Raw genomic sequence first — 26,300 nt, 5'->3', positions numbered from 1 at the left:
GTAAAACCTCTTTTCCTAAAACTGTGTTATCATTATATCAGAAATAAAGGAAGGTTCAACTATGCAGACATTAACCATTGGCCCAAACGATGCCAACCAACGCCTGGATCGCTTTTTGAAGAAATTGATGCCGGAAGCGACGTCCTCACTCCTCTATAAGTCGATACGCAAGAAGAATATCACCGTCAACGGCAAAAAGACGGATGAAAAAGCCATTGTCCAACTTGGAGACGAGGTCAATATTTATTTTTCCGACGAGACGATTGAAAAATTTAAAGGCAAAGCCAGGGAACGACGAAAAGCTCAAAATTTTCCTGAGATTATCTACGAAGATGACAATATTATCTTGATGAATAAGCCTGCCGGAGTACTGTCCCACAACGACGGCAAGGCTTATGTCCCAAACATGGTGGATAAAATGGTGGATTATCTTATCGCAACCGGCAGTTACAGTCCCCGCACCGAGCAGACGTTTCGCCCGGCGATTTGTAACCGGCTGGACCGCAACACGTCAGGTATTATTATCGGCGCAAAGACCGCAGGGGCGCTTCGTAGCATCAACCGCGGCCTGCAAACTCACGCCGTGGACAAACACTACTATGCTTTGGTCAAAGGGGAAGTGACCGAGGCATTTACCGATGAGTCCGCCCTGGTCAAAGACAGCGCCGTCAATCGGGTGCGCGTCCAATCCGGCGGCAAATATTCCAAAACAGTCTTTCGTCCTGTGGCCGTCAGTGCGTACACGCTTTTGGATGTGGAGCTCGTGACCGGGCGAACCCATCAGATTCGTACGGTCTTAAAGCGTCATGACCACCCCATCGTCGGGGATCACAAGTATGGCGATCCGTCCACCAACGGTTACTTTGCCAAGCACTTCAACTACCGCTCTCAGTTCCTCCACAATTTCAAGGTGGTCTTTCATGCTATTGAAGGTTTGGAGTATTTGGACGGACGCACGTTTGAGGTGCCTCTTCCCGATGTGGAAGGAAAAATTTTAGAGGCGTTGTTTCATGAAAATTTATAAAACGTCCGGAGACGGCAGACAGCTTGCCGACCTCTTACGATCCCATAACCAAGGGCGGGTGACGGTGGCCGTTCCTACCATTGCAGGTGCTAAGGCCATGAAAAATCGGATGATTCGTCAGATGGGGGGCTTAAGCAATGTGACTTTCACAGGCCTCAGCTCCCTGCAAAAGCGTCCCGAAACCATCTCTCAAGCTTTCAAAAACTATTTGGTCTATACGGTATTAAAAGACACTTCGACAGAGGTGCTTTTTTTACAACAAGCCATCGCCGCCGCAGTGACAGAGGTCATTGATTTGGCCAAGCGGTCGTTGGTGCCTCCGGAGCCGTTCTTAAACCACCGTGACGCCCTCCTTCGAGATGTGGGACGTATTTACAGTGCCTATGAAGAGAAGCTTCGAACGTATCATTTAAAAGATGAGAATGACGCCTTCGATCCCAAGGCTTTTGATACGGTGATTCTCTACGGCTATGCCAACTTGAGTCCTCTTGACATTCAGTTTCTGGCGAAGCTGGACAGGGAGTGTGATATCCATGTGGTGCTGCCCTTTTATACCGAGGCCGCCTGTTATGCCGACAAGCTCAGTGAACGGCTGCAAGCTCAGGGCGGACAGGTGGTTGTTCATGAATGGGCACCGGCAACGACTGTCGTTGCTATGCTTGTGCCTGCCGAGATGGGCAAACAGATTAAGGTAAGCTATGAGTGCGGACATGAGACGATGGTTGTCACCTCCCGGGACGCTTTGGATGACATGGGTCTTTTGATGTGCAGGGAAGGCATTACGGTGAGCGGGCTTGCAGACAGCCGTCTGATGAGCGAATTGAAAATTTTGGCGGCGTATCTGTTGGACAAATCTCACGACCATGTGATGGCCCGCAGTCGCCTGTGTTATTTTCCTTTGGGTTTTGACCTTCATGAGTTGGATAGGTTGAAGTTCGATGCTTTTGTCGACTTGAAAGCACTGCTCGTAACCGAATCCCCTCGATCCATGGATGCGGAGGCACTTTTTGAAACCCTGGCAGTGCTGGACAGTGAAACGGTGCCTCAAGGCACTTTCGCCGAGTATAGGCAGGTTTTACTCCCATATCTTGACACGGCACGTCGGCAAATGGATGCTCAATTTCAAGCGCTGGGCGATGTCAGCCTGTATCACAGAGATCGCAAGGCTTTGGAATTTATTGACAAACAGCTCCTTGCTTTGGAAAAATATGACGACTACTTTGAACCGGTCGAGCCGAAGGCGTATTTTGAGATTTTATTTGATGCTTTGGATCGGTTTACCGTGCCGGCGGAAGATAACACGCTGGCTGTCTACGCCGTAGATCAAAGTCAAATGCTCTGGCCGGATCATCTCATGGTGGCCTTGGACGACGGCTATCCGGCATACCGTGAACGGAATTTCATCCTTGCCCGCAAGTCCAAGGCGTTGCGAGTCATGGGATGCGATATTCTTTCCGATGAGGACCGCTATGCACTCAGTCTTCTCTATCTTAACGTCTTGGTACAGCGAGCCGAGCATGTCAGTTTTGTCGCTGTGGACAAGCCGTCCGCCCTGTACGATGCCTTTGAATGCCGCGAGGTGTGTTGCCCTGTGATGTCTCGAGATGACGAAGCCGTGTGTGTGGACAGCGCACTCCATGACACCTTCAAAGCTCAGTTTCAGGAGGAGGCTCGGTGGCGTAGCGGGAAGGTGGAGCTGGAAGGCCGTGCTCTTGAACTTTTACAGGAGCTGCTGCAACATCGACAGATGTCCGTGACCGGCTTGGAAGCCTATGCCAAAGCGCCCTACGATTTTCTCTATCTTCGCCTTTTGGGTTTTCAAGATAATTACTATCAGGACCGCTACTACATGGATCGCGGTATCGCCTACCACAACATTTTGGAGCGATACTTTACACATCATCGAGACTATGACGACACGGCACTTCGGGAGCTCATTCATATTGAAGTGGCGGATCCCGTACGCCGTCAGATTTTTTATAACAATTTGAGCCGCTACATTCCTGCCGATCTGGCCGCTCAAGGCGATTTTGTGCCTACGGCGTTTGAGAAAGAAGTCGTGGTGGATTTAGGTGATTATCAGCTCACCGGCAAAGTCGATAGGGTGGATCGAGGCCCGAAGGGGATGATGATCATGGATTATAAGACTTCCGCCACACCGCCTAAAACCGAGATGGGCGTGACAGCTTTTCAAATTCCTCTTTATATGAGTGCCCTTGGCGCTGTCGGAGGGAGGTACGGCAATATAAAAAAAGGCAGTGTGGACGAGTACTTCAGAAATACCGATGTCGTCGGTCCGCTGCCTCGCCAAAGCTGGAGTACGCCGCAGTTCAACCAGGCGATGGCCGACTGTATCCATGGGGCGACCGTTCTGCTTCAACAGATGGCCGGCGGTGTCTATGACAAGTTTGACACGGTGGATCCGCTGATGAAAGATATGGTGCGACGATGAATTTAAATCCGATACAACAACAAGCTGTAGATACGCTGGACCGAGATGTGGTCCTTCTTGCCGGCGCCGGAACGGGGAAGACCGCCGTCTTAACGGCGCGCTATCTCAAGTTGCTGCGCCGCGGCGTCAGTCCCGAGGCAATCCTTGCCATTACTTTTACCAACAAGGCTCAGGAGGATATGGTTCGAAAAATCAAAGCGGCCTTGGAGGCGGAGGGGATGGACCGACGCTTTATCTCTCGCTGTCACATCTACACCATTCACGGCATGGCCAAGATGCTGATTGATACCTATCCCGAGACCACCGGACGGGGCGGCACGGCGATTGTGGAAGAACAGGAAGCTGTAGCCATGTTGCGACAGGCTGTGAAGCGAGTGCTACGAGACAAACGGGACCATCCCACACTACAGGCACTGCTGATTGAGCGCGGCGACGAACGGGTGGAGACTTTGGCTGAAGATCTCATCGGTCTGTATTTCCAGCTCCATAACGACCACCTCGCCATCTCGGAGCTCAAAGCGCTGAATGAGGCCTATTTAAATCGAGGCCGGGGCGACTGGGGCGGTCTCAAGACGCTTCTTGACACCTATGCCGGGCAGTGCGGCGGCAAGTCCACGTTTTTAAAATTTTATAACTCCGATGAGGCTAAGCGTATTTTGGAAGAGGAAGATATTAACGGTCTGATGACCGTCCTTGCCAATCTCGGCACCAACAAAAAGGCGGCGGATACCATTGCGGCTATTGAAGGCGCTGTGCGTGGGTTTGCCGGCGAGCTGGAGCGACAGAACCAAGCCTTTCACGATGCAATTGTGGACTGTCTTACTGAGGCGGATAAGGTCTACTCTGAGATGAAATTGGCACAAAATGTGGTGGACTTTAACGACTTGGAGCGGTTGGGACTTGAGGTGCTGACCAAAGAACCGGTGTGTTTTGACTATGTGATGGTGGATGAATTTCAAGACACCAGTCCCATTCAGGTGGCTCTCCTCGATGCATTAAAGGCGAACAATCCGGGGTTGAACCGCTTTATTGTCGGCGACGGCAAGCAGAGTATCTATGCCTTTCGAGGCGGCTCGCTTGAAACTTTTGAAGCCTATAGCAGGCGGCTTGTGGAAGAGGGGGCATTAGAGCTGGAACTCACGGAGAATTATCGCACCAATGCCGCTCTGATGGCAGATTTCAACGACCTCTTTGCACCGATACTGCCCTATCATCCCCTCACCCCTGCCGTACAAGGCAACGGCGGCATTACACCCTTCGCCGATGATGAGAAGGTTTATGAGACTGTGGCGTCGCTCATTCAACAGGGTGTAGCGCCGGAGTCCATTGCCCTGCTTTTTCGTAAGACTGCGCTTATGGGCGAGGTTCAGGCACGGTTTCGTGATATGGGCATTGATGCGGTCAATACCGCTACAGCCTTTGCCGAGGGTCGCAATGTCCACGATGTGCTCATTGCACTCAAAGCTGTGGTGAAAGACGACATTCTCACAAAGCTGAGCTTTTACAAACTGCCGGCCTTTGGTATGAGCGAGAGCGACATTTTTCTCTTAGGCAAAGGTTATAGGGATTATGGTATTTTGGACGGCGTGTTACTTGACGGTGCAGGCAAAGAGCGTTTTAAGCAGGCGCAGGACACACTGGATGAGCTGCGTCGGCTCAAGCATAGTGTACATCTTTCGGACTTGGTGGCACGTACTGTCGTCAGTCTCAAACTCTATGAAAAAAACAGTGTGGATGCGATGGCCGCAGCCACAGCACCCCAAGACGACGCGGCTCTTGACAAACTGTATACCTTTGCCCACACCTTTGAGCAGGACTCCGGCGATATTCTCAACTTCGTCCGTGCCGTGGAAGCTCAGCGCGTGGATGTGCAAAGCCGTCCGGGGGCCGTCAATCTGGTGACCATACACAAATCCAAAGGCTTGGAGTACGACTATGTCTTTTTAATGGAAGCCGGCGCAAGTTACATGACTCGAGGCGGCAGTCATCGCTACAACACCGGACCGGACGGATTGGCTGTCAACGGCACGGTCAGTTTAAAATTTAATGACAACAAGCGCCGGGCGGAGATGGTGGATCAGGAGGAAGCCCGCCGCCTCTTTTATGTGGCTTTAACCCGTGGCAAAAAGCACTGCTTTTATGTGCATCCCGACAAGCCAAAGAAGCACAGCTTCATCGACTTTTTTAACTTAAGCGGTTTTGATCATTTCAGTGACGAGGTGATCCCGGAGGCGTCCGCCCAAGCACAGGCGCCTATAGAAACTGAGCGGCGGGATCTTCGAGGCGTCTTTGAACATACGGTGCCGCCTCTTGTGGAGTATTTTTCCGCCACACTCTTCATTGAGTATCAAAAAGATCGGGAGGCTTTCTTCCAAAATCTCATGGACATGACGCCGACGACAACCTACAGCGAAGGTGGCGCACATGAAGTGGATCCCCTACTGCGCGGCTCGATTATGCACAGCTATGCGCAGTTTCAGCCGAGAGACCATCGTGCGTTTATTGAAGAGCGCCTTCATCAGGCAGGCATTGAGCCCACACCGAGTATGATGGCGGATTTTGAAAAACTCATCGAGACCTACAGTAAAGCCGATGCAGACATACTGGATCGGGAGTGGGAATTTTACTATCCTCTGGGACGAGGCATCATCCATGGCTTTATCGATCGGATCGAGGCCACGGAAGGCGGCGTTGTCATTGCGGATCTGAAAACCGGTCGAGTGAATGCGTCACGATTGCCCCACTATACCACTCAGCTTGAAATTTATGCGTACTGTTATGCAAAGATTACCGGGACATGTGTGAAAGGCCTAAAAATTATAGCCTTAGACGAAGATAAAACGTTCCAAGTCCCTTTGGATTGGGTAAACATTGAACAGACTATGGAACAATTCGAAAACTTTATCAATGCAGTACTAAACTACGGAGGAAACTATGGATTACACAAAAGATTATCAAAGTAAACTCGTGACGGCGGACAAAGCGGCATCTCTCGTCAATAGCGGCGATGTTATCGACTATGCGTGGGCAGGTCAAACACCGGTTGCGATTGATGCGGCGCTGGCCAAACGAGCCGGTGAATTGAAAGATGTTACCGTCATGGGTGGTGTCCTTCTCAGTGCGCCGGAAATTTTTAACGCCGATCCTGAAGGGGATGCCTTTATCTGGAAAACCTGGCATGCCGGAGGCGCTGATCGCAATCGTATCAACAAAACCCAAGGCGGGTTCTATGCGCCGCTGCGCTATTCGGAGTTGCCTCGCTGGTATCGTGAAAACATTCGACATATCAACGTAGCCTATGTCGTTGCGACACCGATGGACAAGCACGGCTATTTCAACATCGGTTTGAATGCCTCCCACCTAAAAGCCGCAGCTGAAATTGCTGATGTGGTTGTTGTTGAAATCAACGAAAAGTTGCCGGTAGCGCTTGGCGGTGTTGAAAATGTGCTGCATATTTCCGAGGTAGATTACATTGTCGAAGGGGATAATCCTGAAATCAAAGAACTGCCGGCCGGTTCATTCTCTGATGTGGATCGCAAAGTCGCTGAACTCATTGTCGGTGAGATGGTGGACGGCAGCTGTATTCAGCTTGGTATCGGCGGTATGCCTAATGCTGTAGGTTCGCTGATCGCTGAAAGTGATTTAAAAGACCTCGGCGTGCATACTGAAATGCTGGTTGATGCCTTTGCTGATCTTTCCAACGCAGGGAAAATTACCGGTGCGAAAAAAAATATCGATCGCTTCCGTCAAACCTATGCCTTTGCCGCAGGCACCAAGAAACTCTACGACTTCATTGACAACAACCCTGAGTGTATGGCCGCCACGGTAGGCTATACCAATGACGCTCGCGTCATTGCACAACTGGATAACTTTGTGAGCATCAACAACGCCGTCAACGTGGATCTCTTCGGACAAGTGTCCTCAGAGTCGTCAGGGTACAAACACATTTCCGGAGCCGGCGGACAGTTGGACTTCGTCTTGGGGGCCTATCTTTCCAAAGGCGGCAAGAGTTTTATCTGTCTGAGCTCCACATTCCACAATAAAAAAACGGCACAAGATGAGTCCCGCATCGTCCTGTCCTTCGAGGAAGGATCCATCATCACCGCCGCCCGTCCGAACACACACTATATCGTTACCGAGCACGGACTCTTTAACTGCAAGGGCAAGTCCACTTGGGAACGTGCCGAAGGTATTATCGGCTTAGCGGCACCTGAGTTCCGAGATGACTTGATCAAGCAGGCCGAAAAAGCCGGCATTTGGAGAAATTCCAACCGCAGATAATAAGCTGTCACGCTATGCATACAAAGCGACTTCCTTGTAGGAGGTCGCTTTTTAATTGTACGATTTATCATGACCAAGATGCTGCATCACCGTTTGATGGCAATCGTAACATCAGTTTTATAGTTGGATTGCAGCACTCTGATGTTGTATTTATATGGTCAGGAGTACGCCTCTTAGAACTAAACGTATTGACCATGAGGCAGCGTATCACACGACTGAAAGCCATAGAAGCGGAAATCGTGGTACAGATGGCCCTCCTCGCTCAGGCTCAAGACAAAAAAGCCGAAACGCTTCTCAGTGAACAACTGAACACCGCCTATGCTACCACGATGCCGCTCAACCACCATCGTCTATAGGGCGGATAAAGACGGTACTAAAGCAGCAGAAGATGGTGAGGGGCATGTGATTAAAGTACCTGCTCACATGACCTATGAGGCGTGGTATAAGGAATATATTGAAAAAATGAGATAGTAGGTTATCTTGATGATATAACTATTCATAAAAGTTTGAGTGCAGCAGCGTTTAGAGACTCTGTAAAGTTATCTGATGGCACTTTTGCAAAGCTTTCAGAAGGAACTAAGATTACTAACGTTGTAGTATTTGCGGGTGGACAAACAAGTAAAGAAGTAAAAGTTTCACAATATTTAGCTAAGCAGTACGGCAACCAATCGCAAGACTGGAGGAAAGTCAGAGGGGAAGGGTATATAAAGCTAAAAGATAGTAATAGAAGATGTGAATTACACTGGTTTGAATCGGATCAAACAGGACGAGTAAAAATGAAAGTTAAAAGTTGGTTTGATAATGAAAGTTAAATATATTGGTGAATCTGATCCGGTATATATGATTAATAGTCACATTTACGATGTCATTAGCCTTGAAGAGGGTTGGTATAGAATTATTGATGAAGAAGGAGTAATTACTGACATTGTGAAATTGGAGGTAAGATTATGAAAATATTAGTAAACATAGTGTTTTTAATTATAATAATCTATAATTTAATGAAGAGAAAACATAATTTATTCAAGGCGAACATACCAAAAACTTCTATCATAGCAACTTTATTATTATTAGTAGTAGGATTTGTAATCTGGTATATAAATGATAAATCTATTTTAGGAGTTATAACATTATTAAGTGCAACAGTCTTTTTTATATCTTTTTTTTCAGCTATAGGTATTAATGAAAAGTTCTTCAATTCTTTTATGGCGAATTCTATAGTTATATTATCAGTTCCTTACAGTGAGATAAGCAATATTACAATAAAAAAGAAGGGAAATAGCCTATACTTAAAAATCAAAGCACACGGATATGAATTTTTACAACAATATAATCTAGAGTTAGAAAAAGAAATAATAAAATTTATCAGTAGCCGATTAAAGCCAAGCATCTTGAGGATTGAAGAATAATACTTGTGGTTTCGACAAATTATAAGTTAAATAATGTACCTTTTTTATAATTGTTGAATAGCGTGTAATGATAGTTAATTAATTTAATATTTATAATATGCGACTATGATACTTTGCATGGGTTTATTTTATATTTATACATTTTAACACCATTTAAATAAGGGTGTGCAAGTAGATATTATAGCTATTTTAAAAGGTCAAGCATTAAATTGTATAAAAGTAGTGAGAGTCTTAGAGAGGACTATATTTATCCGCCGGAGTTATATGAGATAGTAGAAAACTAAAAGTACAGACTGATGAATGTTAGTAGGTGCTTTTTATTGCTTAACACTCATAATGAGTGTTTTTTATGGTGGCATTTATGGTTGAACATGACAACTGATATGAAAGAGCATAAAAAATAAGTAGGCGTCCCCCTCAAATTATCGTAATTACCCACTGTAAGCTTTGGCGGGGAGAGGAAGACCTACTTTTTACGTATAGAATAGCATATTACGATAAAATGTCGGGGAGGATTTCAGTTGATTGAAACGATGTTCCCCGATCTTTATTGGATGATGACTATTGGTGTATTCAGCAGATCAGTACCATGAGCAAGTTAAACAAACTGCTTCGCCACGCAGATGATTCTGACTTGGTGTGGGTCCAAAGGCCGTCCGCGTTTATGGCTAAGATGTGCTTTAAGAGTTGTACTTGCCACGGTTGGGCAGTTCTTTGCGCTTTCTCATAGAGGACAATGGCGTCACGATACCGACTTGTTCGGTAGGGTAGGATGATGGATTGCGTGGGGTTCTGATTGCCAATTTTTGGTGTCTTTGTCATGGTCGCCCCTTCCATCTCGAACAGTTTTATGACGTGCTCAGGTCACTACTTTATACAAAAGGCACAATAGCTTTGATGTCTTTTAGAAAATCTTTCGCTTTGTTTAAAAACGAATTATCTGTTAAATAGTCAATTCCTAAAGGTGTGATTTTATGTGCGAATGTCACACGATTAACTCGCGATTAATGACATTAAAAAAGCACCTACCAACATTCGTCGGTTTGTGCTTTTATTTGATCCATTCTTCAAAATCAAAACCTCTCGCCTCTAATTCATTTTTTATAGAATCTAGAATAAAGGCATAACCGTCTATGACCCCTAAAGAATAATCGGAACCGTCTTTTTCTTCAACATACTCATTTTTTCTTTCAACTATGTTTTTTATAATCGCTTTTAGAGTATCTTCAGACCAATTCCAATCATTATTTTTTATCATTTTGGTTTAACCTCCTTTTCAACTCGTCTTCATTGTCTTTAATATTTATAATGAATATAAAAATTGCCTGGTAAGTAGTGAGATTTTATATAAAATCTCACTACTTACCAGGGTGAAAGATAAAATCTAACGCTCCAAATCATAACTTTTAGACAGTGTATCTATTTCTTTTTGAATGCCTTTAGATATTCCATATTTGTTTTTTACTAAATCAGCTTTATCTAAATATCCGTCTTGAGTTAAATACTTAATAGTATATTTTTCAATAGCCTTTAAGAGATTAACTCTTTTTTTATCAAGATTTATTTTGTAATCATCGTCATCAATCAAACAAACAATTAGTAGCTTGAACAACATTTTTAAAACTTTCTGCATTATTATCTGCCAAAACTTTTAAATTTTGATTTTCTTCTTTGAGTTTTTCAATTTCACGAGACTGTGATTCTATAATATCGTTTAAACGCTCATATTTGCCTTTTAAGGCATTAAAAGATTCATTTAAATAATTGTTCATTATATTCTTTTTTAAGCCTTAAATTCGATTCTATGGCTTCTGAAAGTGTTTGTTCAAGGTCGCGTTTAATGTCTAAATTATTTCTAACTAAATCTCTCAAAATATTTAATGGATTTTCGGTATCTGACAGCAGCTTTTCTAAGCTGTTTTTTAATTCTTTTTGTAACTTGATATCTCTAGCAACTCTAACAACTTTTTCAAATGAATTTTTGTCGATTATTACTTTATTTTTAGATAAAGGGATAGAAGTATAAGATATAGAGTTTTTAATATCGGCTTTAGATTTGTATATATAGTCTTTAATGTTTTTAAATTCTGCCTTATCTTTAGCTATAGCGCCGTTAATATCTGATTTTTCAGCTTTTAATAATTCTATGTCGTTTTTTAATCTATGTATTTGCTCTATATACGTTTTTCTTTCAGCATTAATGGTATTGTTTAACTCAAATTTTTCTAATTTCAGCTTTTCTATTTCTTTCATAGCAGCTTTATAGTCATGAATGTTCTCAACATAGTATTTATCTGTACTGTCTCCTCTTGAAATATTAAATCCTGATTGATTTAACATTTCAGGCAATTTACTGTGCAAGTCATTTAAAAAATTCCTATCAAGGCTTTTTCTAGCTTGCAATTTCCCAATTTCTTTATTTTCAGGAACTAAATATACGTGTAAATGTGGTCTTGATTCATCTTGATGAACTGTAGCTTGTATTACATTTTCTTTTTTAAATTTATCCTGGAGATATTCAACACAGATTTTAAAATATTTCTCCTGGTTAATACTGCTCTTCTCAATATCTTTAGGAAGTGTAAAAACAAATCCTGCACAAGTAACAGAATTTTTTTGAACTCTTGAGCCTAATTTTTTTAATGCCTCAACTCTATTTAAAGTGTCAGAATATAAATTAATTTTAGGTTTGACCAAATTAATATTTTTTCTGAAAGAGAATAATTAATATCCTGATTCTTTAAATTTTGACTTTTACGATCAACTTCCAACTCAAGACCTTTAATGTCTCCAGTAGAAAATTTTTGCATATGAACTGAAAAGACTCCCATAAACACCTCTTAAAAAACTGTATAAAAAATTCGCACAAACATTTTAAGAATGCACGAACCAATAAATAATCCTATTAAGAGCATAACACGGTATACTCTTGCTTCGCAAGAACCGTGTTTAAAATATTCAATATTTCTTAATATAAATTATTTTTTAAAAAAAGAAAAAACAATAATTAATCCAAATAAAATGTAAAATCCCATAGATACTTTAGCTAAGCCTATATTTTTATAGATATTGGATAATATGATTAAAATAAAACCTATAAGGTAAATAGTTAAAATAGCTAACTTTAAAAATTTATTATTCATAATTCTCACTCTCCTAAAAAAATTAATTCTATGATATACTATTTTTCTGATAAAAATATTAATTTCTTTATTCCAATGCTTAATTAACCCTTGTTTCTGTTTGTCCGTCTTTCTATTCCATTGAACATCGTATTTTTCAGGGTGTTTGATTTTATCTTTATGAACTTCTATTTATTTAATATAAGAATTGATACCTTTTCTCAGTTGCTGCTTTGATTGCTTTTCCGCATCCTTGTTTCCAAAAAGTTGTAAATCAAAAACCAACCCAGCTTTCTTTCTTTTTTTATTTTATCATCTTTTTGTGGATCTATCTATTCTTTGGTATGCACGTTCTGCAGTCTGCCATCCCCCGGGTTACATTCCACCGTACATCGGCAAAATCGGTGCCGTTTATACACATTGTCCGGCACCTCATCGGGGTACTCATAAGTTCCTACAACTTCTTTGCACCAATCGCAACAGTTTCCGGCTTCTTTTCGTACGATTTTAGGACGAAGACCCAACTTGTGATGGAATTCCACATTGGTTTTTATGGTGTCGTCCACCATCGCTTGGGATGACAGATAATCATTTGAAGCAAAAAGAAAAACCACCGTGTCAACGGTGGTTGTGTATGTGTACATCGAGATCTTGCATTGTATCTTCGGCACATTTTTTAATCGTGCTGTATGGAGATCCGTGTTGGCATGTATGCCCTGAGTCCTACGAGGGACGGCGTCAATGCCTATCGTCTGTCGTCTGTCAAGGACGCTTGGCGTGTTGTGTCAAGGGCCATCAGACAGTCTAATAGAATTGCTCTGTTGTCGTATCAAAGTAGGTGCCGAGTCTGTCGGCCTTATACACACCTTTGTCTGTGACAACACCGGTAATCAGCTCTGGCGGTGTGATGTCAAAAGCAGGGTAGAGGCCCTTCACGCCGGTGTGAGTTCGTCCTTCCAGCATATCGGACGGACTGCGCATTTCAATGGTGATGTCGGCAACTGACGCTTTGTCTTTGTCGGGAATGCCGGTGACATAGTAGGGGATGTGAAAGTGTTGGGCGAGGATGGCCAGTTGATAAGTGCCGATTTTGTTCGCGATGTGGCCGTCTGTGGCAATGGTATCGGCAGCTGAGGTGAAGAGATCAATGCCGATGGTTTTCATCACATAGGCCGCGGCGTTATCAGTGATGACGGTTGTCTCAAACCCCATCTGCTGAGAGCATGTCGCAGTGAGCCGGGCACCTTGATAGTAGGGACGTGTTTCACAGCAGTAAAAGGCGACGTCTTTGCCCTCATGTTTTAAAATCCGTAGCATCATGCCGATAATGGTTTCGCCGAAGCATTGAGTCAACACTCGGCCGTGGTGTGGAATGAGTCCGCAGAGATGTTTGCCTACTTTTTCCATTATGCTGTAACGGCGATTTAAAGCGTCGACGGTGGACTCAAAAATCGCAACATCGACGGCTTGGCCCTTTGCACGAGCTGTTTTTGCTACGTCAAGACAGGCGCGTGTGATTTGTCCCATGCGGTTCGCTGTTGTGGGACGTGCATGAGAAATGGTCTCTGAGGCTGCTTCCAGGTAGCGGTACATCGCTTCGTCGTCCATGTCCCGCGCTTCAAAGGCTGCAAGGGCCATCCCCATACCGGCGGCCGTGTAGGGGCCGGCACTTTGAGTGACCATATCTGCAATGGCCTGAGCGACCTCACGGTGTGTGGTGCACGTGACAAAGCGCACTTCTTGGGGATAAATACGGCGATCCAATATTTTTACTTGTCCGGATTCGTACCATGCCACGTTGTTATAGCGCAGCATAAAGGGTAGGTCATAGTCCTGTCGTATCATGAGTTACTCCATAGCGCTTAGAATTTTAAGAATGAGCTGTCTAAATTGTGCTGAGGCACGTTCGGCGACGTCTTCTACTTCGCTGCCATCCATGCCCTCGATACGATCTGAGCTGTAGTTGGTGGCAAGCGACAGTCCCAGCACTTTTACGCCGCAGTGACCGGCGGTAAGCGATTCGGTGATGGTGCTCATCCCGACCAGGTCTGCGCCCAGCAGACGCATGGCTCGAATTTCTGAAGGGGTTTCAAAGAAAGGACCGACGGTATAAAAGTACACCCCTTCTTTGAGGGAAAAACCGAGTTGGACGGCGCAGTCCATGGCAAGTCGGCGCAGATCTCTGTCATAGAGATTATCGATGGGATAGAATCGCGGTCCGAAGGCATCTAAATTGTTGCCGCGAGTTGGCGAGACGGTGGCGAAGTTCAGATGGTCGGTGATAACACAGATATCGCCGGGATGAATGTTGTAGTTAATGGCTCCGGCGGCGTTGGTTAAAATCAGTGTGGTGACGCCGAGGAGTTTGAGGACATAGACCGGCGTGGCAAGATCGCTGTAGTCATAGCCCTCATAGTAGTGAAATCGTCCGGACATACAGATGACATATCGCCCGGCAAGCTTTCCGGCGATGAACTTGCCCGGATGGTTCGGAGCTGTTGCGAGTAAGAAGCCGGGAATATCTCGATAGGGAATTTCCACTTTGTCATCCATGGCATCGAGCAGTGTGCCCAAACCTGTGCCGAGGACGATGGCAACGTCTACCGGATGGGGCAGGCGAGCCAGAATGTAATCGGCGGCGTGTTGATACGTCGTGAAAGATTTTTCGGGAATCATCGTTCTACTCCTTTCGTAGGGTTGAGATGCGGCTCTTTAACTTTAGCATACACAGCCACTAAGACACAGTAGCCAAAGAGCACCTTCATACCGAATGCGCCGATGAACTCAACGTTGGAATAAAATCCTCCGGCAAAGATGATCAGGCAGAAAATAGGAAGCACCGACATGGCCCATCGAGGCAGTTTAAAATAGGCATTGGCATAGGCTTCGGGATTTTTTGACGGCAGGAACATGACGGCAATAATAGGCAGTGCGGCAAAGATGAGACCGATGTTGTTGCCTAAGACGGCGATAATTTCGAGTGTGCCGCCGGTGAGAATAGGTATCATGCCGATGACATAGAAGATCGTGAGCAGATAGTGAGGCGTACCGAAGGTTTTGTTCTCTTGGGCGAGAAATTGTGGCAGCCATCCATCGTCTACGGCAACAGCTAAGCCCTTCGGTGCCCATGCAAAAACTGCATTGAGTGATGATGCTACGGCAAACATGGCGCCGCCGATCATAAAGAAGAAGTAAATTGGTTTTGAGAAAATGGTGTGAGCTACATTGCCGAGGGTTTGAAAGGCCACTTCTTCAATGGGGAGTACACCGGTTGCGACAAAACCGACGCCAAGATAGACCACAGATACCACGACGGTAGAAATAATCATGGCAAGAGGAATATTTTTTCCGGGATTTTCAGCATCGCTGCCGAATTCATTGATGTATTCCGCGCCGACAAGAGAGAATCTCACTAAAAAAATCGCCGCTACAAATTCAGAAAAACCGTTGGGCATGATCGTTGCCATATCAAAGTAAGGTGAAAAATCCCCGACTTTAGGCAGTCCCAGCACAATAAACAGAGCAATGGAAAGGATCAGTATGACCACTAGTAGATTTTGAAAGCGCACGGCACTCTTTATACCTGTGAGATTGATAATAAAGACGAGGGTCATCATTACAGCGGCCACCAGTGTCACGTTGATGGCAGGGACCAGTTCTTTCAAATATTCTGCAAAGCCTATCGCATAGTTGGCTAAAACCAATTGACCTGCCGCCAAAAGTGCCACATAGAAAAAGCCGGTTTTCTTTCCGATTAAATCTCTGACATAAGTATACATACCGCCGTTGGCCGGTATGGCGGATCCGAGTGTGGCTAAGCAAAGGTTGGTGATGGCGACGATAATACCCGCCACAATAAAAGCCAAAGGTACGCCGTGACCGGTTTTTCCGACGGCAAGACCCGTGAGAATCATCACGCCGGAGCCAATGATTTGACCAATACCGATGCCCACCAAATCCAATAATGTAATTTTTGTTCTTTTCATAATCTCTCTCAAACCTCCCTATATTTTAATAAATTCAGTATATCAAAGGGGAGGGCAAAGTCAACAAAGTGTTGGAGAAAATTGTGAAGTTTACATACGTGTAGCGTTAAAAAACTCTTGATTTTTAAAGTTTTGAAAATCGAGAAAGCAAAATATTGTGAAAATAACAGTTTTTAAACAACAAATCAAAGAAATTCCAATTTATTCCAATAAAAAGATTGCTTTCGTTTTGGGGATACTCTATACTTAGGTGAAGAGGTGACCTATGAACTACAGAAAAGCATTGGTAGATGCGGGACGTCGTATGTATGAGACGAAACTCGTGGCCGGTACTAGTGGTAACATCAGTATTAAAGAAAATGACAACAGCTTTTATATTACGCCTAGCGGCAGAGATTATATGAGTATCACGGAAGCGGATATTGTGCGCATTGATAGAGAAGGAAAGCCTTTTGACTCGGCCCAGGTGCCGTCTTCGGAATGGCGGATGCACCTGGAAGTATATAAGACCTATCCGCATTACCGCGCCATCATTCACACCCATTCCACTTTTGCCACAGTATTTTCTATTGTTAGAGAGGATATTCCGCTCATTTCCATTGAAATGAAACCTTTTATTGGTGGAGAACTTAGAGTGGCACCCTTTGCCGAAGCCGGTTCCTTAGCATTGGCACAGAAGATCTTACCCTACTTAGCGACGACCAACTCCTGTCTTTTAGCCAATCATGGTGCGATTAGTTGCGGCGTGGATCTGGACAGTGCATTTACGGCGGCGGAATATGTGGAAGATTTGTCCAAGCTTTACTACTATGCACGTACTGTAGGCCACGTCCACGTTATAGGTGAATCATGCTAAAAATTCAACGGCACAGTGAGATTCTAAAATATTTGGAATCTCACAGCGTGTTAAAAATTAATGACATTGCTGCGGTGTTGGGGTGTAGTGAAGAGACCGTTCGAAAGGATTTAATCGAGCTGGAGCATCGGGATGAATTGACCCGAACTCGCGGCGGTGCGTATTTAAAAAATGCTTTCGAAAAAGGCATCGGCAATGATATCAAACAAAATCTTCTCGTCGATGAAAAAAAGTATATAGCCGGTTTGGCATTTAAGCACATTCTGGCAAAAAAGATTATCGTGCTGGATTCCAGCACCACATGCGTGGAACTGGCAAAATATATTGTCACCAAAGACATCTACGTGAGTATCATTACGAACTCGCTGTCCATTGCCACCATTTGTTCAGCGAGCGACAAAATCAACTTGATCCTCATCGGTGGCAACTACAATAAAAAGACCCATTCTTTTTATGGGTATAGTGCATTGGAACAGTTGAAGTTATACGGCGCTGATTTATGTTTTCTCAGCTTCACGTCGATACACCAAGTTCGCGGGTTGGGGGACAACAGTCTGGACGGTTTTTATTTTCGAAAAGCCTGTTTGGACATTGCTAAAACCAAAATTTTAGTGATGGATCATACGAAATTTAATGATGATACAGCGATTGTCTATGGACCTATAGGCAAGTTGGATATTGTCATTACGGACAAAAAATTGAACGGCGAATGGCTCGAATTTTTTAACCTCGCCGATGTGGCAGTAGAATATTGAACAAAACACCCCGTACTGAGCGTTGACTTCGGTACGGGGTGTTTGTGTATAGTATTCTCGTTTTACATTAATCAGTCCGTGTTTCCTGAGCGGTAAATACAGAACTGGCAAGAACCTCGGAGGCTGTTTTTATGCCTTGCTCGTCGACGTGAAAGTAAGGGTCGTGGAGGGCGTGGTTTTCTACGCCTGAGGTGCCGCTGCCGAACCAATACATAAAGGATGGGACGTTTGCCATGATTTTAGCGAAGTCTTCGCTGGCCATGGTGGGTTCGACGGTGATAATGTCGCTATTGTCGACGACGCGTGCAGCAGCTTTCACCGCCAGCTTGTACATTGGTTGGCTGTTAAAGGTCAGGGGGATATTATCATGGTAGACGATGGTGGCAGTGCATTCGTAGGCGGCGCAGGTATCGTGGATCAATTTTTCCATTCGAGTTTTGGCGCGCGCCATGGCGTCGGTGCTCAGCGTACGAATGGTGGCCGCTATGCGTACGCTATCGACCACTAAATTATCGAAGCTGCCGCCTTCAATGGCGTTGATGGACAAGACGACTGGTTCAAAGGGATCGATGTTTCGACTTAACACGGTTTGCAGCGACATAATAGCGGATGCTGCGCAGACGATGGGATCCACGTTTAAGTGGGGCATGGAGCCGTGGCCGCCGCGACCGTGAATGGTGATGCCAAAGTTGGTTTTCGCCGCCATCAGCGCGCCTTCTTTGCAAATCACTTTCCCGACGGGAATCAAGGGCCAGTTGTGCAGACCGAAAAACATATCGGGATGGGTCAGTTCGAACAGGCCGCCTCGGATCATAGAGTCGGCACCGGTTGTCGTCTCTTCGGCGCATTGAAAAAGAAGTACGGCTGTCCCCTTCAGCTCATCGTAGCGGCGATTTAAAATTTGTGCCGCACCGAGCAGGGCGGCGGTGTGAAAATCGTGGCCGCAGGCGTGCATTTTTCCTGGGTAGACGGACTGAAACTCACAAGGGTATTTTTCGGTTTGGGCAATGGCATCAATATCGCACCGCAGACCGATCGTCGGACCGGGATGGGGTCCTTCAATCTTGGCCAGTACGCCGGTGGGGGTGGCTATAGGGAGGAGTTCAACATGGGATAAGGTGCTGAGAAAGGCTTTAATATGCGCAGTGGTTTCAAACTCTTCATTCGACAGTTCGGGATGGGCGTGCATGGTGTGGAAAAAATCTATGATGCGGGCTTCTTCGTCGGATAATAGATTGTACATAGATACTCCTTCTATTAAAATTTCAAAAGGGTTGTTTGATTTCTATTATAATGCATAATAAGGAAATGGCGAACCTTTATGGGCGATAGTGATGTAGGTTTGTCTTTGGGTATACCCTATACATAAGACAAAGGAGGAACCATGGGTATGCCATCGCAAAAGAATGAGCGACAATGCGCCGAGACTGTATGGGCGAGGCATAAATATAATGTGCTTTGCCGCTCTCAAAGGATTTATGTCGCGGTGCGTACCTATTTAAAAGAGGATGTGGTGCAGGTTGAGACGGTTCAGGCGCTCATTGATGAGGCACTGGTTCTGCCGATTACACCGGGCGAAGGGCGAAACGGCTTGTTGCACCTTTGGGGTTACTTTAAAGATCGGGCGACGACGGCGCAGAAAAAAGAATTTTTTGAGATGCTTGATGCTTTCACCTCCGGGGAGGGGGACGCTACTGTTTTGATTGCGTTGTTAAAAGACTATTTAGAGCGCTATCCAAACCGTTATTTAATGCAACAGTCGATTTTCGATCAAGCTGAAAGCACGACATGAAGTGCAGTATAGAAGAATAAAGGAGTTATTATGTTTGCTATTGTCAATGTCGACGCCAACTGGGGTATTGGAACTCAGGGGGATATGTTGATTCACCTGAAGAGTGACTTGGAATTTTTCAAAACACAGACGATGGATAAAACCGTCCTCATGGGTCGGAACACTTATGAGTCGTTGCCGAATAAAATGCCTCTTCCGGGGCGGCGCAATATTATTCTCAGCAGGCATCTTGTGGAGGTCGAGGGGTTTGATGTGGTACACAGTCCTGAGGAAGCCATGGCGAGGTATGCCGAGACGGCGCCGGAGGATTTTGTCGTTATCGGCGGGGCGGCCATCTATAAGATGTTTTTAGATTATTGTGACACGGCCTTGGTGACGCAGATGCATCGAAGTTTTGATCGTGTGGACACGTATTTTCCAAATCTGGATGAGCTGGGCCATTGGGTACTGGCGGATCGGACAGATACGATTCACGATCCTCAGGTGGACTATCATATCAGCACATATAAGAATCGTCAGGTCAAGTTTTGGGACAGCAAACTTTTTTAAATCTCGCGGTGCGTATTGGCATGGTCTTCTTGTGAGTCGGCAGCATTCAAAAATTCTTAGACGGAAAAGTATTGTGTTTGTGGTAAAATAGCACCAGGTGGTGAAATGTTATGGAAGAATTTCAAATGTGTCCCAAGTTTGAAGATGCTTTCGAGCTTCTTGGCAAGCGATGGACCGGATTGATTATTCGGACGCTGCTTGGCGGTAAAAAGCGTTTTTCCGATGTGGCGGCGGCCATTCCTCATTTGAGTGCCCGTATGCTGACTGAACGGTTTAAGGAGTTGGAAAAGCAGGGCGTTGTAGAGCGCAAAGTGTATTCGGAGACGCCTGTTCGCATTGAATATGAACTCACGGAAAAAGGCAGAGACCTCAGTAAGGTTATGGATGAGATTCAAATATGGGCTGAAAAGTGGATAAAATAAAGAATCGGTCGCGATGCGGTCGATTTTTTATTTTGTCTGTTTAAAATGGTTTAAAAAACGAAATTGCGGGCATAATATAAGTGTTAATTACAAAACGTAACTGCTATACTATATGGAGGCTAATCATGTTAAAAAACTTTCAAGATGCTATTGCACAACGTCGCACGCATTACGTCATCAGCAAAGAACCGGTGCTCAGCGATGATGAGATTAAGGCTCTGGTTGAACATGTGGTGATTCACACGCCGTCCGCGTTCAACTCACAAACTGCACGGCTTGTTGTCCTCTTAGGTCAGGAGCATGATAAATTCTGGGACATCACTATGGACGCACTGCGTGAGGTTGTCCCTGAAGACAGTTTCAGCGCCACTGAAGATAAGATCAATGGATTCAAAGCGGGATACGGGACGGTGCTCTTCTATGAAGATCAAGATGGCGTTAAAGCACTTCAGGAACAGTTCCCGCTTTACGCACAAAACTTTCCTATCTGGTCCAAGGAAGCCAGCGGTATGCATCAGTTTAATGTGTGGACTTCCCTTACGCTGGCGGGCTACGGGGCGTCTTTGCAACACTACACGGAGCTCATTGACCAACAGGTGAAAGACGCTTGGGATATTCCGAAGAGCTGGGAGCTTCGAGGTCAAATGCCGTTCGGCAAAGCCGGTGATGAAGCGGGGGATAAAGATGTGAAGCCGGTTGAAGAACGGGTGAAAATTTATAAATAAGATGGCAATAAAACACGGAGGCTGACAGTCTCCGTGTTTTTGTGTGGTTATGCATCATGTTCCGATGGTTTGGCGGCCTGAGGTGATTTCTCGGAGGTCTCGTCCGCGGCTGCGATAAGTTCCGCTCGGCGTTTTCGATACTCAATAATGGGACGGTCGGCCTGCACCAAATTTTCGTTGATTTTCAGATCTGAGCGTTTCGGCCGCTGAGTTTGTACAATCACCCGATCTTGATTTTGTACTACACGGTTACCTATGGAACCGAACTTGGCGATCAATCGGTCCAGAGCTTCCAAGCCGGTAAAGCGATTGTAAAAGCGTAGGCACAAGAGGGTATTTTCATCGTCCACAGGCACAAAGTAGGCCATGATGTTTAATTTATCGCTGATATGGTTCACCCAAGTGTTGGGCCAGCGGAAGGTCATATAGGTGGATCGAATCGCGGCGTCCTCGTTGGATTTAGGAAGCTGTCCATGATCGACGGCGTTGTTTGCCGAGTGAATCATCTCATTAGGGGATTCAAATACAAACTTCGGACCGTTCACCAAAGTTTTGTTTCCTTTGCCGATGGTATTGTGATGGACGAAAGGTAAGTGACTCACGTCCAGTTGGTTTTCAATGACTCGGGAATAGTGAGTTGTCCACGGTACTTGAATTTCATCGTAGGCCATGTTGCCAATGTGGGGCAGGGGTCGAGGTGACGGACTGGGCTCGCCTTTGCCGTACCACAGGTAGATGATCTCATCCACCTCGATCACGGGGAAGGTCGTCAGATGGAATCGTGAGAGATTTTTAGGGTTGGCCTTGCCGTCGCTGGGGATGAGCGTGGCTTGCCCCTTGGTGTTGTATTCAATGCCGTGGAAAGGACATTTAATGCCATCGTTACATACCTTGCCGCGTTCGAAGCTGGCACCGCGGTGCGCACACATATCGTAGACGCAGTGCAAAGCACCCCTTGGATCCCGGTAGAGAGCAAGATCTTTTGAAAGTCGCCGAAGCGTGGTGATGTAACCGGCTTTTACTTGAGACGACGCAGCAATGGCGTACCACATATTTGAAATCATAAGCACTCCTTAATTTTACATTCATTTTAGTTAATTATACATGAAAGTGCCGTAAAAAGTAAGGGGTTTTTCAGCGTTTTTATGATGAGGTACCATTGGCAGGCTATGGAGACTGTCTGCGTAAGAGTAAAGCATCCGACCGTACCGGCGAATAACACGCGCAAGTATAACTAAACTTATGGTGATCAATCAAATAAGGTGTAACTTGTTAGCGCATAGGAATTGTGTTACCCATGAAAAAGCGGCCTCGCGATATTGAGCAGGTTTCCAATGCCGTTGCATTATGGTAAACTGAATGTAATAAATCGAATGAGGTGGTCACATGAGAAGACATGATAGGGAGGTCACGGACTCGGTCGTTATCGACAACTTGATTCGTGAGTGCGAGACGATTCGCATCGGACTGCGAGATGGGGAGCGGGTTTATATAGTGCCCCTGGACTTCGGGTTTGAACATAACACTGAGAGGGTCTTTTATTTTCACGGTGCCGGCGAAGGGCGCAAGGTGTCCCTGATTGAAGCGACAGGTTATGCGGCTTTTGAAATGGATTTAGGGCACCGTGTTTACGGTGAGGACACGGCCTGTTCTTATGGTGCGGCTTTTCAGTCAGTCATTGGTGAGGGCAAAATTGAGATGCTTCACGACCTGGAGGAAAAGCGCCGCGGCTTGATAGCGATTATGGAAAAGGCGACAGGCAAATCCGACTGGACATTTGAACCCGGTCGTGTGGAACGCACCGCAGTGATTAAGCTTACCGTCACGGATATTTCCTGTAAAATTCACAATTGAAAGGCATATAAAAACGTCCACAGTCTCCAGAAGCTAGGAAACCGTGGACGTTTTATTTTTAATTAAGCTGGTTGATCGGTGGGTACCGCGAGCTTGCTTTCGGGCGTGCTAGGCGCGTCGGCCAATGGCGTTTTAGTCGCCTTCAGATTTTGCGGGATGTTGATGAGGGTGACTTGCTTGGTGGCTTCATCCCATGCGACATCAAGACCTAAGGCCTCCGCGATAAAGCGAATTGGCACAAAGGTTCGGCTGTCTTTGATAAGCGGGTTGGTGTCCATAGCTTGTGATACACCGTCAACGATATACGCGTTCGATCCGATGGTGAGCTTTAACGTCTTTGCACCTTGCAGGGTGACTTGTTTGGTGGCTTCATCCCATGCGACATCAAGGCCTAAGGCCTCGGCGACAAAACGTACCGGAACCAGAGTTCTGGAGTCTTGGATGAATGGTGCGGCATCCAGTGTCGCCGCCGTGTCGTTCACAGTGTAAGCCTTTTTATTGACGGTCATTTCGATCACTGTGACCGACGTGTCAAACAGTTTGGCTTCTCCTTGTATGATACCGCCGCCCTTTAGCGTGATGTGTCCGATGCCGTTGCCGGTAGAGGTGATAAGGAGATTGCCTGATTCGCTGTCCCAGCTTCCTTCCATATCCGTGAGCATAAAATCCAACACTCTCGGACTGAGGATGACTTTGCGTCCGTCGCTCAACGTAGCTTCCGCCTGAATGTGAAGTGTTTCGCCGGGCGCGATGCGCTTCTTATCGGTTGTGACGGTCAATGTTTTAATGGCATCATAGCCTTGAATGGTGATTTGTTTTGTCGCACTGAGTCCGTTATCCGCTTTTAAAGCGAGCTCCAAGTTGCCGGGCTGTAGTGCAAGAAGATAGCTTTCAGACACCAGAGCTAAGTCGGAAGGTGTCTCAAAGTGGTAACCCCATGAACTGATATCCATAGGGTGAAGATTGGTATCCCACGCTCCGGTCGCTTGATAGAGACCGCTTTCGCCAATGACCAGAGTATCGGGGCCGGTAAACTTGATACCTTGGGGCTGACCGGTCTTGGGCAGTGTATTGTAGATGCCGATACCGGAGACTACTTTGCGCTCGGCAGCATTCTTTTCAGGGTTGATCACCCGAGTGCGTTCCGTGTTGCCGAGGTTCTTCACCACCATGGCGGTTGAACCGCCGCCATCCAAGTTCATAGCTCGCTCTACGCCAAGCCGGGTCATAAAGTCGGACAGCTCGCCTAAGGTGAGACCTTTCGAACGATCGGTGCGTCCTTCGGCGGCGATAAGATAGATCATTTTGTGGTCTGCAGAGACTCCGACAGCTGTCCGGGCACGACGCCCCCCGAGTACATTGATGTCCTTGGTGTACGGCACGCTTTGTCCCTTGTCCACCAAGAGGGCGTGGCCGCCGATTAAAAATTGATAGTTATCATTTGGCGTGATGCCGAAATTGACTTTGATCGTATCGCCGACCTTGATGTTTTGATTGACAAAGTCTTCCGCCGCCGCCGATACCTGAAGAATTAATTTGCCGTCTGGTACGGCATAGGGAAGACTTTGTTTCGGACTGATAGCTTCTACCACGCCGTTTGCGTTGACTAAAACTTCCGTGTTTTTCTCATCACCTCTGGAAGCTGAGGCCCAGAAATCGTTGTAAACCTGAATTTTATTTTCGTGAGAGTACTCGCCGGTGCCGTCGTACCAATAATAGGATTTATTCAAACCGTCAATGGGATAGCTGACGTCGTTGGCGGCCGTGACCTTGCCTTCAAAGTACGTGGTATCGATGACGGCGCGTTTGTCTGCGGTAATGGCAAGGGTGTGGCGATCGGTATAGACCGCAGGAGAGCTCACCAGTCGTCCGTCGATAATGGAAGCGCTGTCCGGTGCCCCTTGAAGCAAGGTGTTGTAGTAATCGCCGTTGACCAAAGCTTCCGCGTCGGTGCGTTCAGCCATAGATGAAACCGTGGCGTGTTGCGTATACTTGCCTTGACCGGCCACCACTTTCAGATCCAGACCCGGATTGTTCAGATCCAACTCCAACACTTCAATGATCGCCCGGTTTTTGTCGTAGGTCACATCATAGGTCACACGCGTCGCGCCCGGACTAAACGTCTCGCGGTACACCTCTTCGGCGTAGGTCGTCTGAGTCAAGACCATCACGCAAAGCAGTGCTATAACATAAATTGAATATCGTAATCGTTTCATAGTTCCTCCTTAGTTACTATTATAACAACTCTCCTAAAGAGAAAAAGGATTTTTGGCGGATTGTCACGGAATTGAAATAAAACTTCAGGCAGGATACAATAGAACCAACAAATCAAACCGAGGTGAACCATGAACATAGTATCCGATCTACAACTGGTCTATAAAAAAGCGGGGGAAGATACCTTGAGACGGATTAAAAATAATCCGGTGATAGTGGTACTGCCGGCTGTATATTCCGTTGCCATATTCTATATCATGTTGGCTGTCAATCGTGTGGTGTTGGTTCTCAGTCCTATGCTGAGCGGCTGGGTCACACCCCTTGTCGAGGTGCTTATCCTGTCAAGCTTCTTCTATATTATGCACGATCTCATCCGATTTGACCGGATTCATCTGAATCGTCGGGGCTTTCAGTCCAGCTTTACGGAATACTTTCTCTCCATCTATTCCGTCTACTTTATTCTCGCTGTTGCCCGCATGATTCTGCCTGTCGCATCCGGACTGATTGCCATGGTCTTTTTTATCGGCTTTAATGTCATTGCGGAAGAGATTTATCTTGGCGGCGAGAGCTACCTTGACGCTTATACCGGAGCTTTTCGATTTATCAAAGACAATCTTGTCCATTGGTTTCTGCCGGTGGGGATTTACACGTTGATTGCCTGGGGTCTTTTTGCTGTGAATCCTCTTACGTTCATCAATGTGGTAAAAATACCTTTAGGCTTAACCTATTATCCGGGCTTTGGTGTCAGCTACTTTGTGTTCCAAGTTATCACCGCCGTATACGCCGTTTTTCGAGGCTCCCTTTACAGCCTTCTCAAAGGCTCGTCAATGCGCAAACGCACCTATATGGGAGGGTTTTAATG

30 protein-coding genes are annotated in these 26,300 nt (G+C 45.9%); 16 read left to right on the top strand and 14 right to left on the bottom strand.

The annotated features are described in order from the left end of the window. Positions 1-61 precede the first annotated feature (61 nt). The 8 genes from O6R05_RS06130 to O6R05_RS06095 all read left to right on the top strand — a co-directional run bounded on the left by O6R05_RS06130 (position 62) and on the right by O6R05_RS06095 (position 9,163). On the top strand, positions 62-1,024 hold the full coding sequence (locus tag O6R05_RS06130; protein WP_271191104.1) for an RluA family pseudouridine synthase: 963 nt from the start codon (positions 62-64) through the stop codon (positions 1,022-1,024). Then, on the top strand, positions 1,011-3,476 hold the full coding sequence (locus tag O6R05_RS06125) for a PD-(D/E)XK nuclease family protein (protein ID WP_271191103.1): 2,466 nt from the start codon (positions 1,011-1,013) through the stop codon (positions 3,474-3,476). Before O6R05_RS06130 ends, O6R05_RS06125 begins: the two co-directional genes overlap by 14 nt. Beyond that, on the top strand, positions 3,473-6,439 hold the full coding sequence (locus O6R05_RS06120) for a UvrD-helicase domain-containing protein (RefSeq protein ID WP_271191102.1): 2,967 nt from the start codon (positions 3,473-3,475) through the stop codon (positions 6,437-6,439). Before O6R05_RS06125 ends, O6R05_RS06120 begins: the two co-directional genes overlap by 4 nt. Then, on the top strand, positions 6,411-7,757 hold the full coding sequence (locus O6R05_RS06115; protein ID WP_271191101.1) for a butyryl-CoA:acetate CoA-transferase: 1,347 nt from the start codon (positions 6,411-6,413) through the stop codon (positions 7,755-7,757). Before O6R05_RS06120 ends, O6R05_RS06115 begins: the two co-directional genes overlap by 29 nt. Before the next feature lie 194 nt (positions 7,758-7,951). After that, positions 7,952-8,113, top strand: a complete 162-nt coding sequence (locus O6R05_RS06110) for a hypothetical protein (RefSeq protein ID WP_271191100.1) — start codon at positions 7,952-7,954, stop codon at positions 8,111-8,113. Positions 8,114-8,263: 150 nt separating this feature from the next. Next, positions 8,264-8,569, top strand: a complete 306-nt coding sequence (locus O6R05_RS06105; protein WP_271191099.1) for a hypothetical protein — start codon at positions 8,264-8,266, stop codon at positions 8,567-8,569. After that, on the top strand, positions 8,559-8,708 hold the full coding sequence (locus tag O6R05_RS06100; protein ID WP_271191098.1) for a hypothetical protein: 150 nt from the start codon (positions 8,559-8,561) through the stop codon (positions 8,706-8,708). Before O6R05_RS06105 ends, O6R05_RS06100 begins: the two co-directional genes overlap by 11 nt. Then, entirely contained in the window at positions 8,705-9,163 is a 459-nt protein-coding gene (locus O6R05_RS06095; protein ID WP_271191097.1) for a hypothetical protein, read from the top strand. The genes O6R05_RS06100 and O6R05_RS06095 overlap by 4 nt, the downstream gene beginning before the upstream one ends. A gap of 573 nt (positions 9,164-9,736) precedes the next feature. Here O6R05_RS06095 and O6R05_RS06090 read toward each other — a convergent pair. The 11 genes from O6R05_RS06090 to O6R05_RS06045 form a co-directional block, all read right to left on the bottom strand. Continuing rightward, positions 9,737-9,985, bottom strand: a complete 249-nt coding sequence (locus O6R05_RS06090; RefSeq protein ID WP_271191096.1) for a hypothetical protein — start codon at positions 9,983-9,985, stop codon at positions 9,737-9,739. A gap of 50 nt (positions 9,986-10,035) precedes the next feature. Continuing rightward, complete coding sequence (locus tag O6R05_RS08315; RefSeq protein WP_390904730.1) at positions 10,036-10,152, bottom strand: YjcQ family protein; 117 nt, start codon at positions 10,150-10,152, stop codon at positions 10,036-10,038. 62 nt (positions 10,153-10,214) lie between these two features. After that, the gene (locus O6R05_RS06085; RefSeq protein ID WP_271191095.1) at positions 10,215-10,421 is read right to left on the bottom strand and encodes a hypothetical protein; all 207 of its coding nucleotides are present in this window, start codon (positions 10,419-10,421) and stop codon (positions 10,215-10,217) included. A gap of 126 nt (positions 10,422-10,547) precedes the next feature. Continuing rightward, positions 10,548-10,751 carry a hypothetical protein gene (locus O6R05_RS06080; RefSeq protein ID WP_271191094.1) on the bottom strand — a complete coding sequence of 68 codons (204 nt, stop codon included), beginning with the start codon at positions 10,749-10,751 and terminating at the stop codon, positions 10,548-10,550. Further along, on the bottom strand, positions 10,744-10,935 hold the full coding sequence (locus O6R05_RS06075; protein ID WP_271191093.1) for a hypothetical protein: 192 nt from the start codon (positions 10,933-10,935) through the stop codon (positions 10,744-10,746). The genes O6R05_RS06080 and O6R05_RS06075 overlap by 8 nt, the downstream gene beginning before the upstream one ends. Next, entirely contained in the window at positions 10,916-11,860 is a 945-nt protein-coding gene (locus tag O6R05_RS06070) for a plasmid recombination protein (protein WP_271191092.1), read from the bottom strand. Before O6R05_RS06070 ends, O6R05_RS06075 begins: the two co-directional genes overlap by 20 nt. Positions 11,861-12,141: 281 nt before the next feature. Then, positions 12,142-12,306: a hypothetical protein gene (locus O6R05_RS06065; protein WP_271191091.1), complete on the bottom strand. Its 165-nt coding sequence runs from the start codon at positions 12,304-12,306 to the stop codon at positions 12,142-12,144. Positions 12,307-12,617: 311 nt separating this feature from the next. Further along, entirely contained in the window at positions 12,618-12,929 is a 312-nt protein-coding gene (locus O6R05_RS06060) for a hypothetical protein (protein ID WP_271191090.1), read from the bottom strand. 160 nt (positions 12,930-13,089) lie between these two features. Continuing rightward, positions 13,090-14,130: a s-methyl-5-thioribose-1-phosphate isomerase gene (locus O6R05_RS06055; RefSeq protein WP_271191089.1), complete on the bottom strand. Its 1,041-nt coding sequence runs from the start codon at positions 14,128-14,130 to the stop codon at positions 13,090-13,092. A 3-nt stretch (positions 14,131-14,133) separates the two neighbouring features. Next, on the bottom strand, positions 14,134-14,961 hold the full coding sequence (locus O6R05_RS06050) for a purine-nucleoside phosphorylase (RefSeq protein WP_271191088.1): 828 nt from the start codon (positions 14,959-14,961) through the stop codon (positions 14,134-14,136). Next, the gene (locus O6R05_RS06045; RefSeq protein WP_271191087.1) at positions 14,958-16,271 is read right to left on the bottom strand and encodes an APC family permease; all 1,314 of its coding nucleotides are present in this window, start codon (positions 16,269-16,271) and stop codon (positions 14,958-14,960) included. Before O6R05_RS06045 ends, O6R05_RS06050 begins: the two co-directional genes overlap by 4 nt. Before the next feature lie 265 nt (positions 16,272-16,536). Between O6R05_RS06045 and O6R05_RS06040 the strand changes: the two genes are divergently transcribed. Together O6R05_RS06040 and O6R05_RS06035 are read left to right on the top strand one after the other, a co-directional pair. Then, a complete protein-coding gene (locus tag O6R05_RS06040; protein WP_271191086.1) occupies positions 16,537-17,127 on the top strand; it encodes a class II aldolase/adducin family protein in 591 nt (196 codons plus the stop codon). After that, positions 17,121-17,882: a DeoR/GlpR family DNA-binding transcription regulator gene (locus tag O6R05_RS06035; protein ID WP_271191085.1), complete on the top strand. Its 762-nt coding sequence runs from the start codon at positions 17,121-17,123 to the stop codon at positions 17,880-17,882. Before O6R05_RS06040 ends, O6R05_RS06035 begins: the two co-directional genes overlap by 7 nt. A gap of 67 nt (positions 17,883-17,949) precedes the next feature. Here the strand turns inward: O6R05_RS06035 and O6R05_RS06030 are convergent, their stop codons facing one another. Next, positions 17,950-19,125: a M20 metallopeptidase family protein gene (locus O6R05_RS06030; RefSeq protein WP_271191084.1), complete on the bottom strand. Its 1,176-nt coding sequence runs from the start codon at positions 19,123-19,125 to the stop codon at positions 17,950-17,952. A 147-nt stretch (positions 19,126-19,272) separates the two neighbouring features. Here O6R05_RS06030 and O6R05_RS06025 point away from each other — a divergent pair, with 147 nt between their 5' ends. The 4 genes from O6R05_RS06025 (at position 19,273) to O6R05_RS06010 (ending at position 21,370) form a co-directional block, all read left to right on the top strand. Then, entirely contained in the window at positions 19,273-19,674 is a 402-nt protein-coding gene (locus O6R05_RS06025; protein ID WP_271191083.1) for a YbgA family protein, read from the top strand. A 30-nt stretch (positions 19,675-19,704) separates the two neighbouring features. Beyond that, positions 19,705-20,223 (top strand): dihydrofolate reductase, encoded by a 519-nt coding sequence (locus O6R05_RS06020; protein WP_271191082.1) that lies wholly within the window; start codon positions 19,705-19,707, stop codon positions 20,221-20,223. Between the two features lie 110 nt (positions 20,224-20,333). Continuing rightward, positions 20,334-20,645: a winged helix-turn-helix transcriptional regulator gene (locus O6R05_RS06015; protein WP_271191081.1), complete on the top strand. Its 312-nt coding sequence runs from the start codon at positions 20,334-20,336 to the stop codon at positions 20,643-20,645. A 125-nt stretch (positions 20,646-20,770) separates the two neighbouring features. Further along, positions 20,771-21,370, top strand: coding sequence for a nitroreductase family protein (locus O6R05_RS06010; protein ID WP_271191080.1), 600 nt, complete (start codon positions 20,771-20,773; stop codon positions 21,368-21,370). A 47-nt stretch (positions 21,371-21,417) separates the two neighbouring features. Here O6R05_RS06010 and O6R05_RS06005 read toward each other — a convergent pair whose 3' ends face one another. After that, positions 21,418-22,434 carry an aromatic ring-hydroxylating oxygenase subunit alpha gene (locus O6R05_RS06005; RefSeq protein ID WP_271191079.1) on the bottom strand — a complete coding sequence of 339 codons (1,017 nt, stop codon included), beginning with the start codon at positions 22,432-22,434 and terminating at the stop codon, positions 21,418-21,420. Positions 22,435-22,756: 322 nt separating this feature from the next. Here O6R05_RS06005 and O6R05_RS06000 point away from each other — a divergent pair, with 322 nt between their 5' ends. Beyond that, the gene (locus O6R05_RS06000; protein WP_271191078.1) at positions 22,757-23,224 is read left to right on the top strand and encodes a pyridoxamine 5'-phosphate oxidase family protein; all 468 of its coding nucleotides are present in this window, start codon (positions 22,757-22,759) and stop codon (positions 23,222-23,224) included. Positions 23,225-23,286: 62 nt separating this feature from the next. Here the strand turns inward: O6R05_RS06000 and O6R05_RS05995 are convergent, their stop codons facing one another. Beyond that, on the bottom strand, positions 23,287-25,440 hold the full coding sequence (locus tag O6R05_RS05995; RefSeq protein WP_271191077.1) for a stalk domain-containing protein: 2,154 nt from the start codon (positions 25,438-25,440) through the stop codon (positions 23,287-23,289). A 129-nt stretch (positions 25,441-25,569) separates the two neighbouring features. On the opposite strand from O6R05_RS05995, the gene O6R05_RS05990 reads away from it, so the two are divergent. After that, complete coding sequence (locus tag O6R05_RS05990) at positions 25,570-26,298, top strand: hypothetical protein (RefSeq protein WP_271191076.1); 729 nt, start codon at positions 25,570-25,572, stop codon at positions 26,296-26,298. Positions 26,299-26,300 lie beyond the last annotated feature (2 nt).

The sequence above is a fragment of the Peptoniphilus equinus genome, assembly GCF_027921445.1.
GTDB classification, from domain to species: Bacteria; Bacillota; Clostridia; order Tissierellales; family Peptoniphilaceae; genus Peptoniphilus; species Peptoniphilus equinus.
Note: the sequence above shows the minus strand (reverse complement) of the source record. Positions and strands in the feature narration are given on the sequence as shown.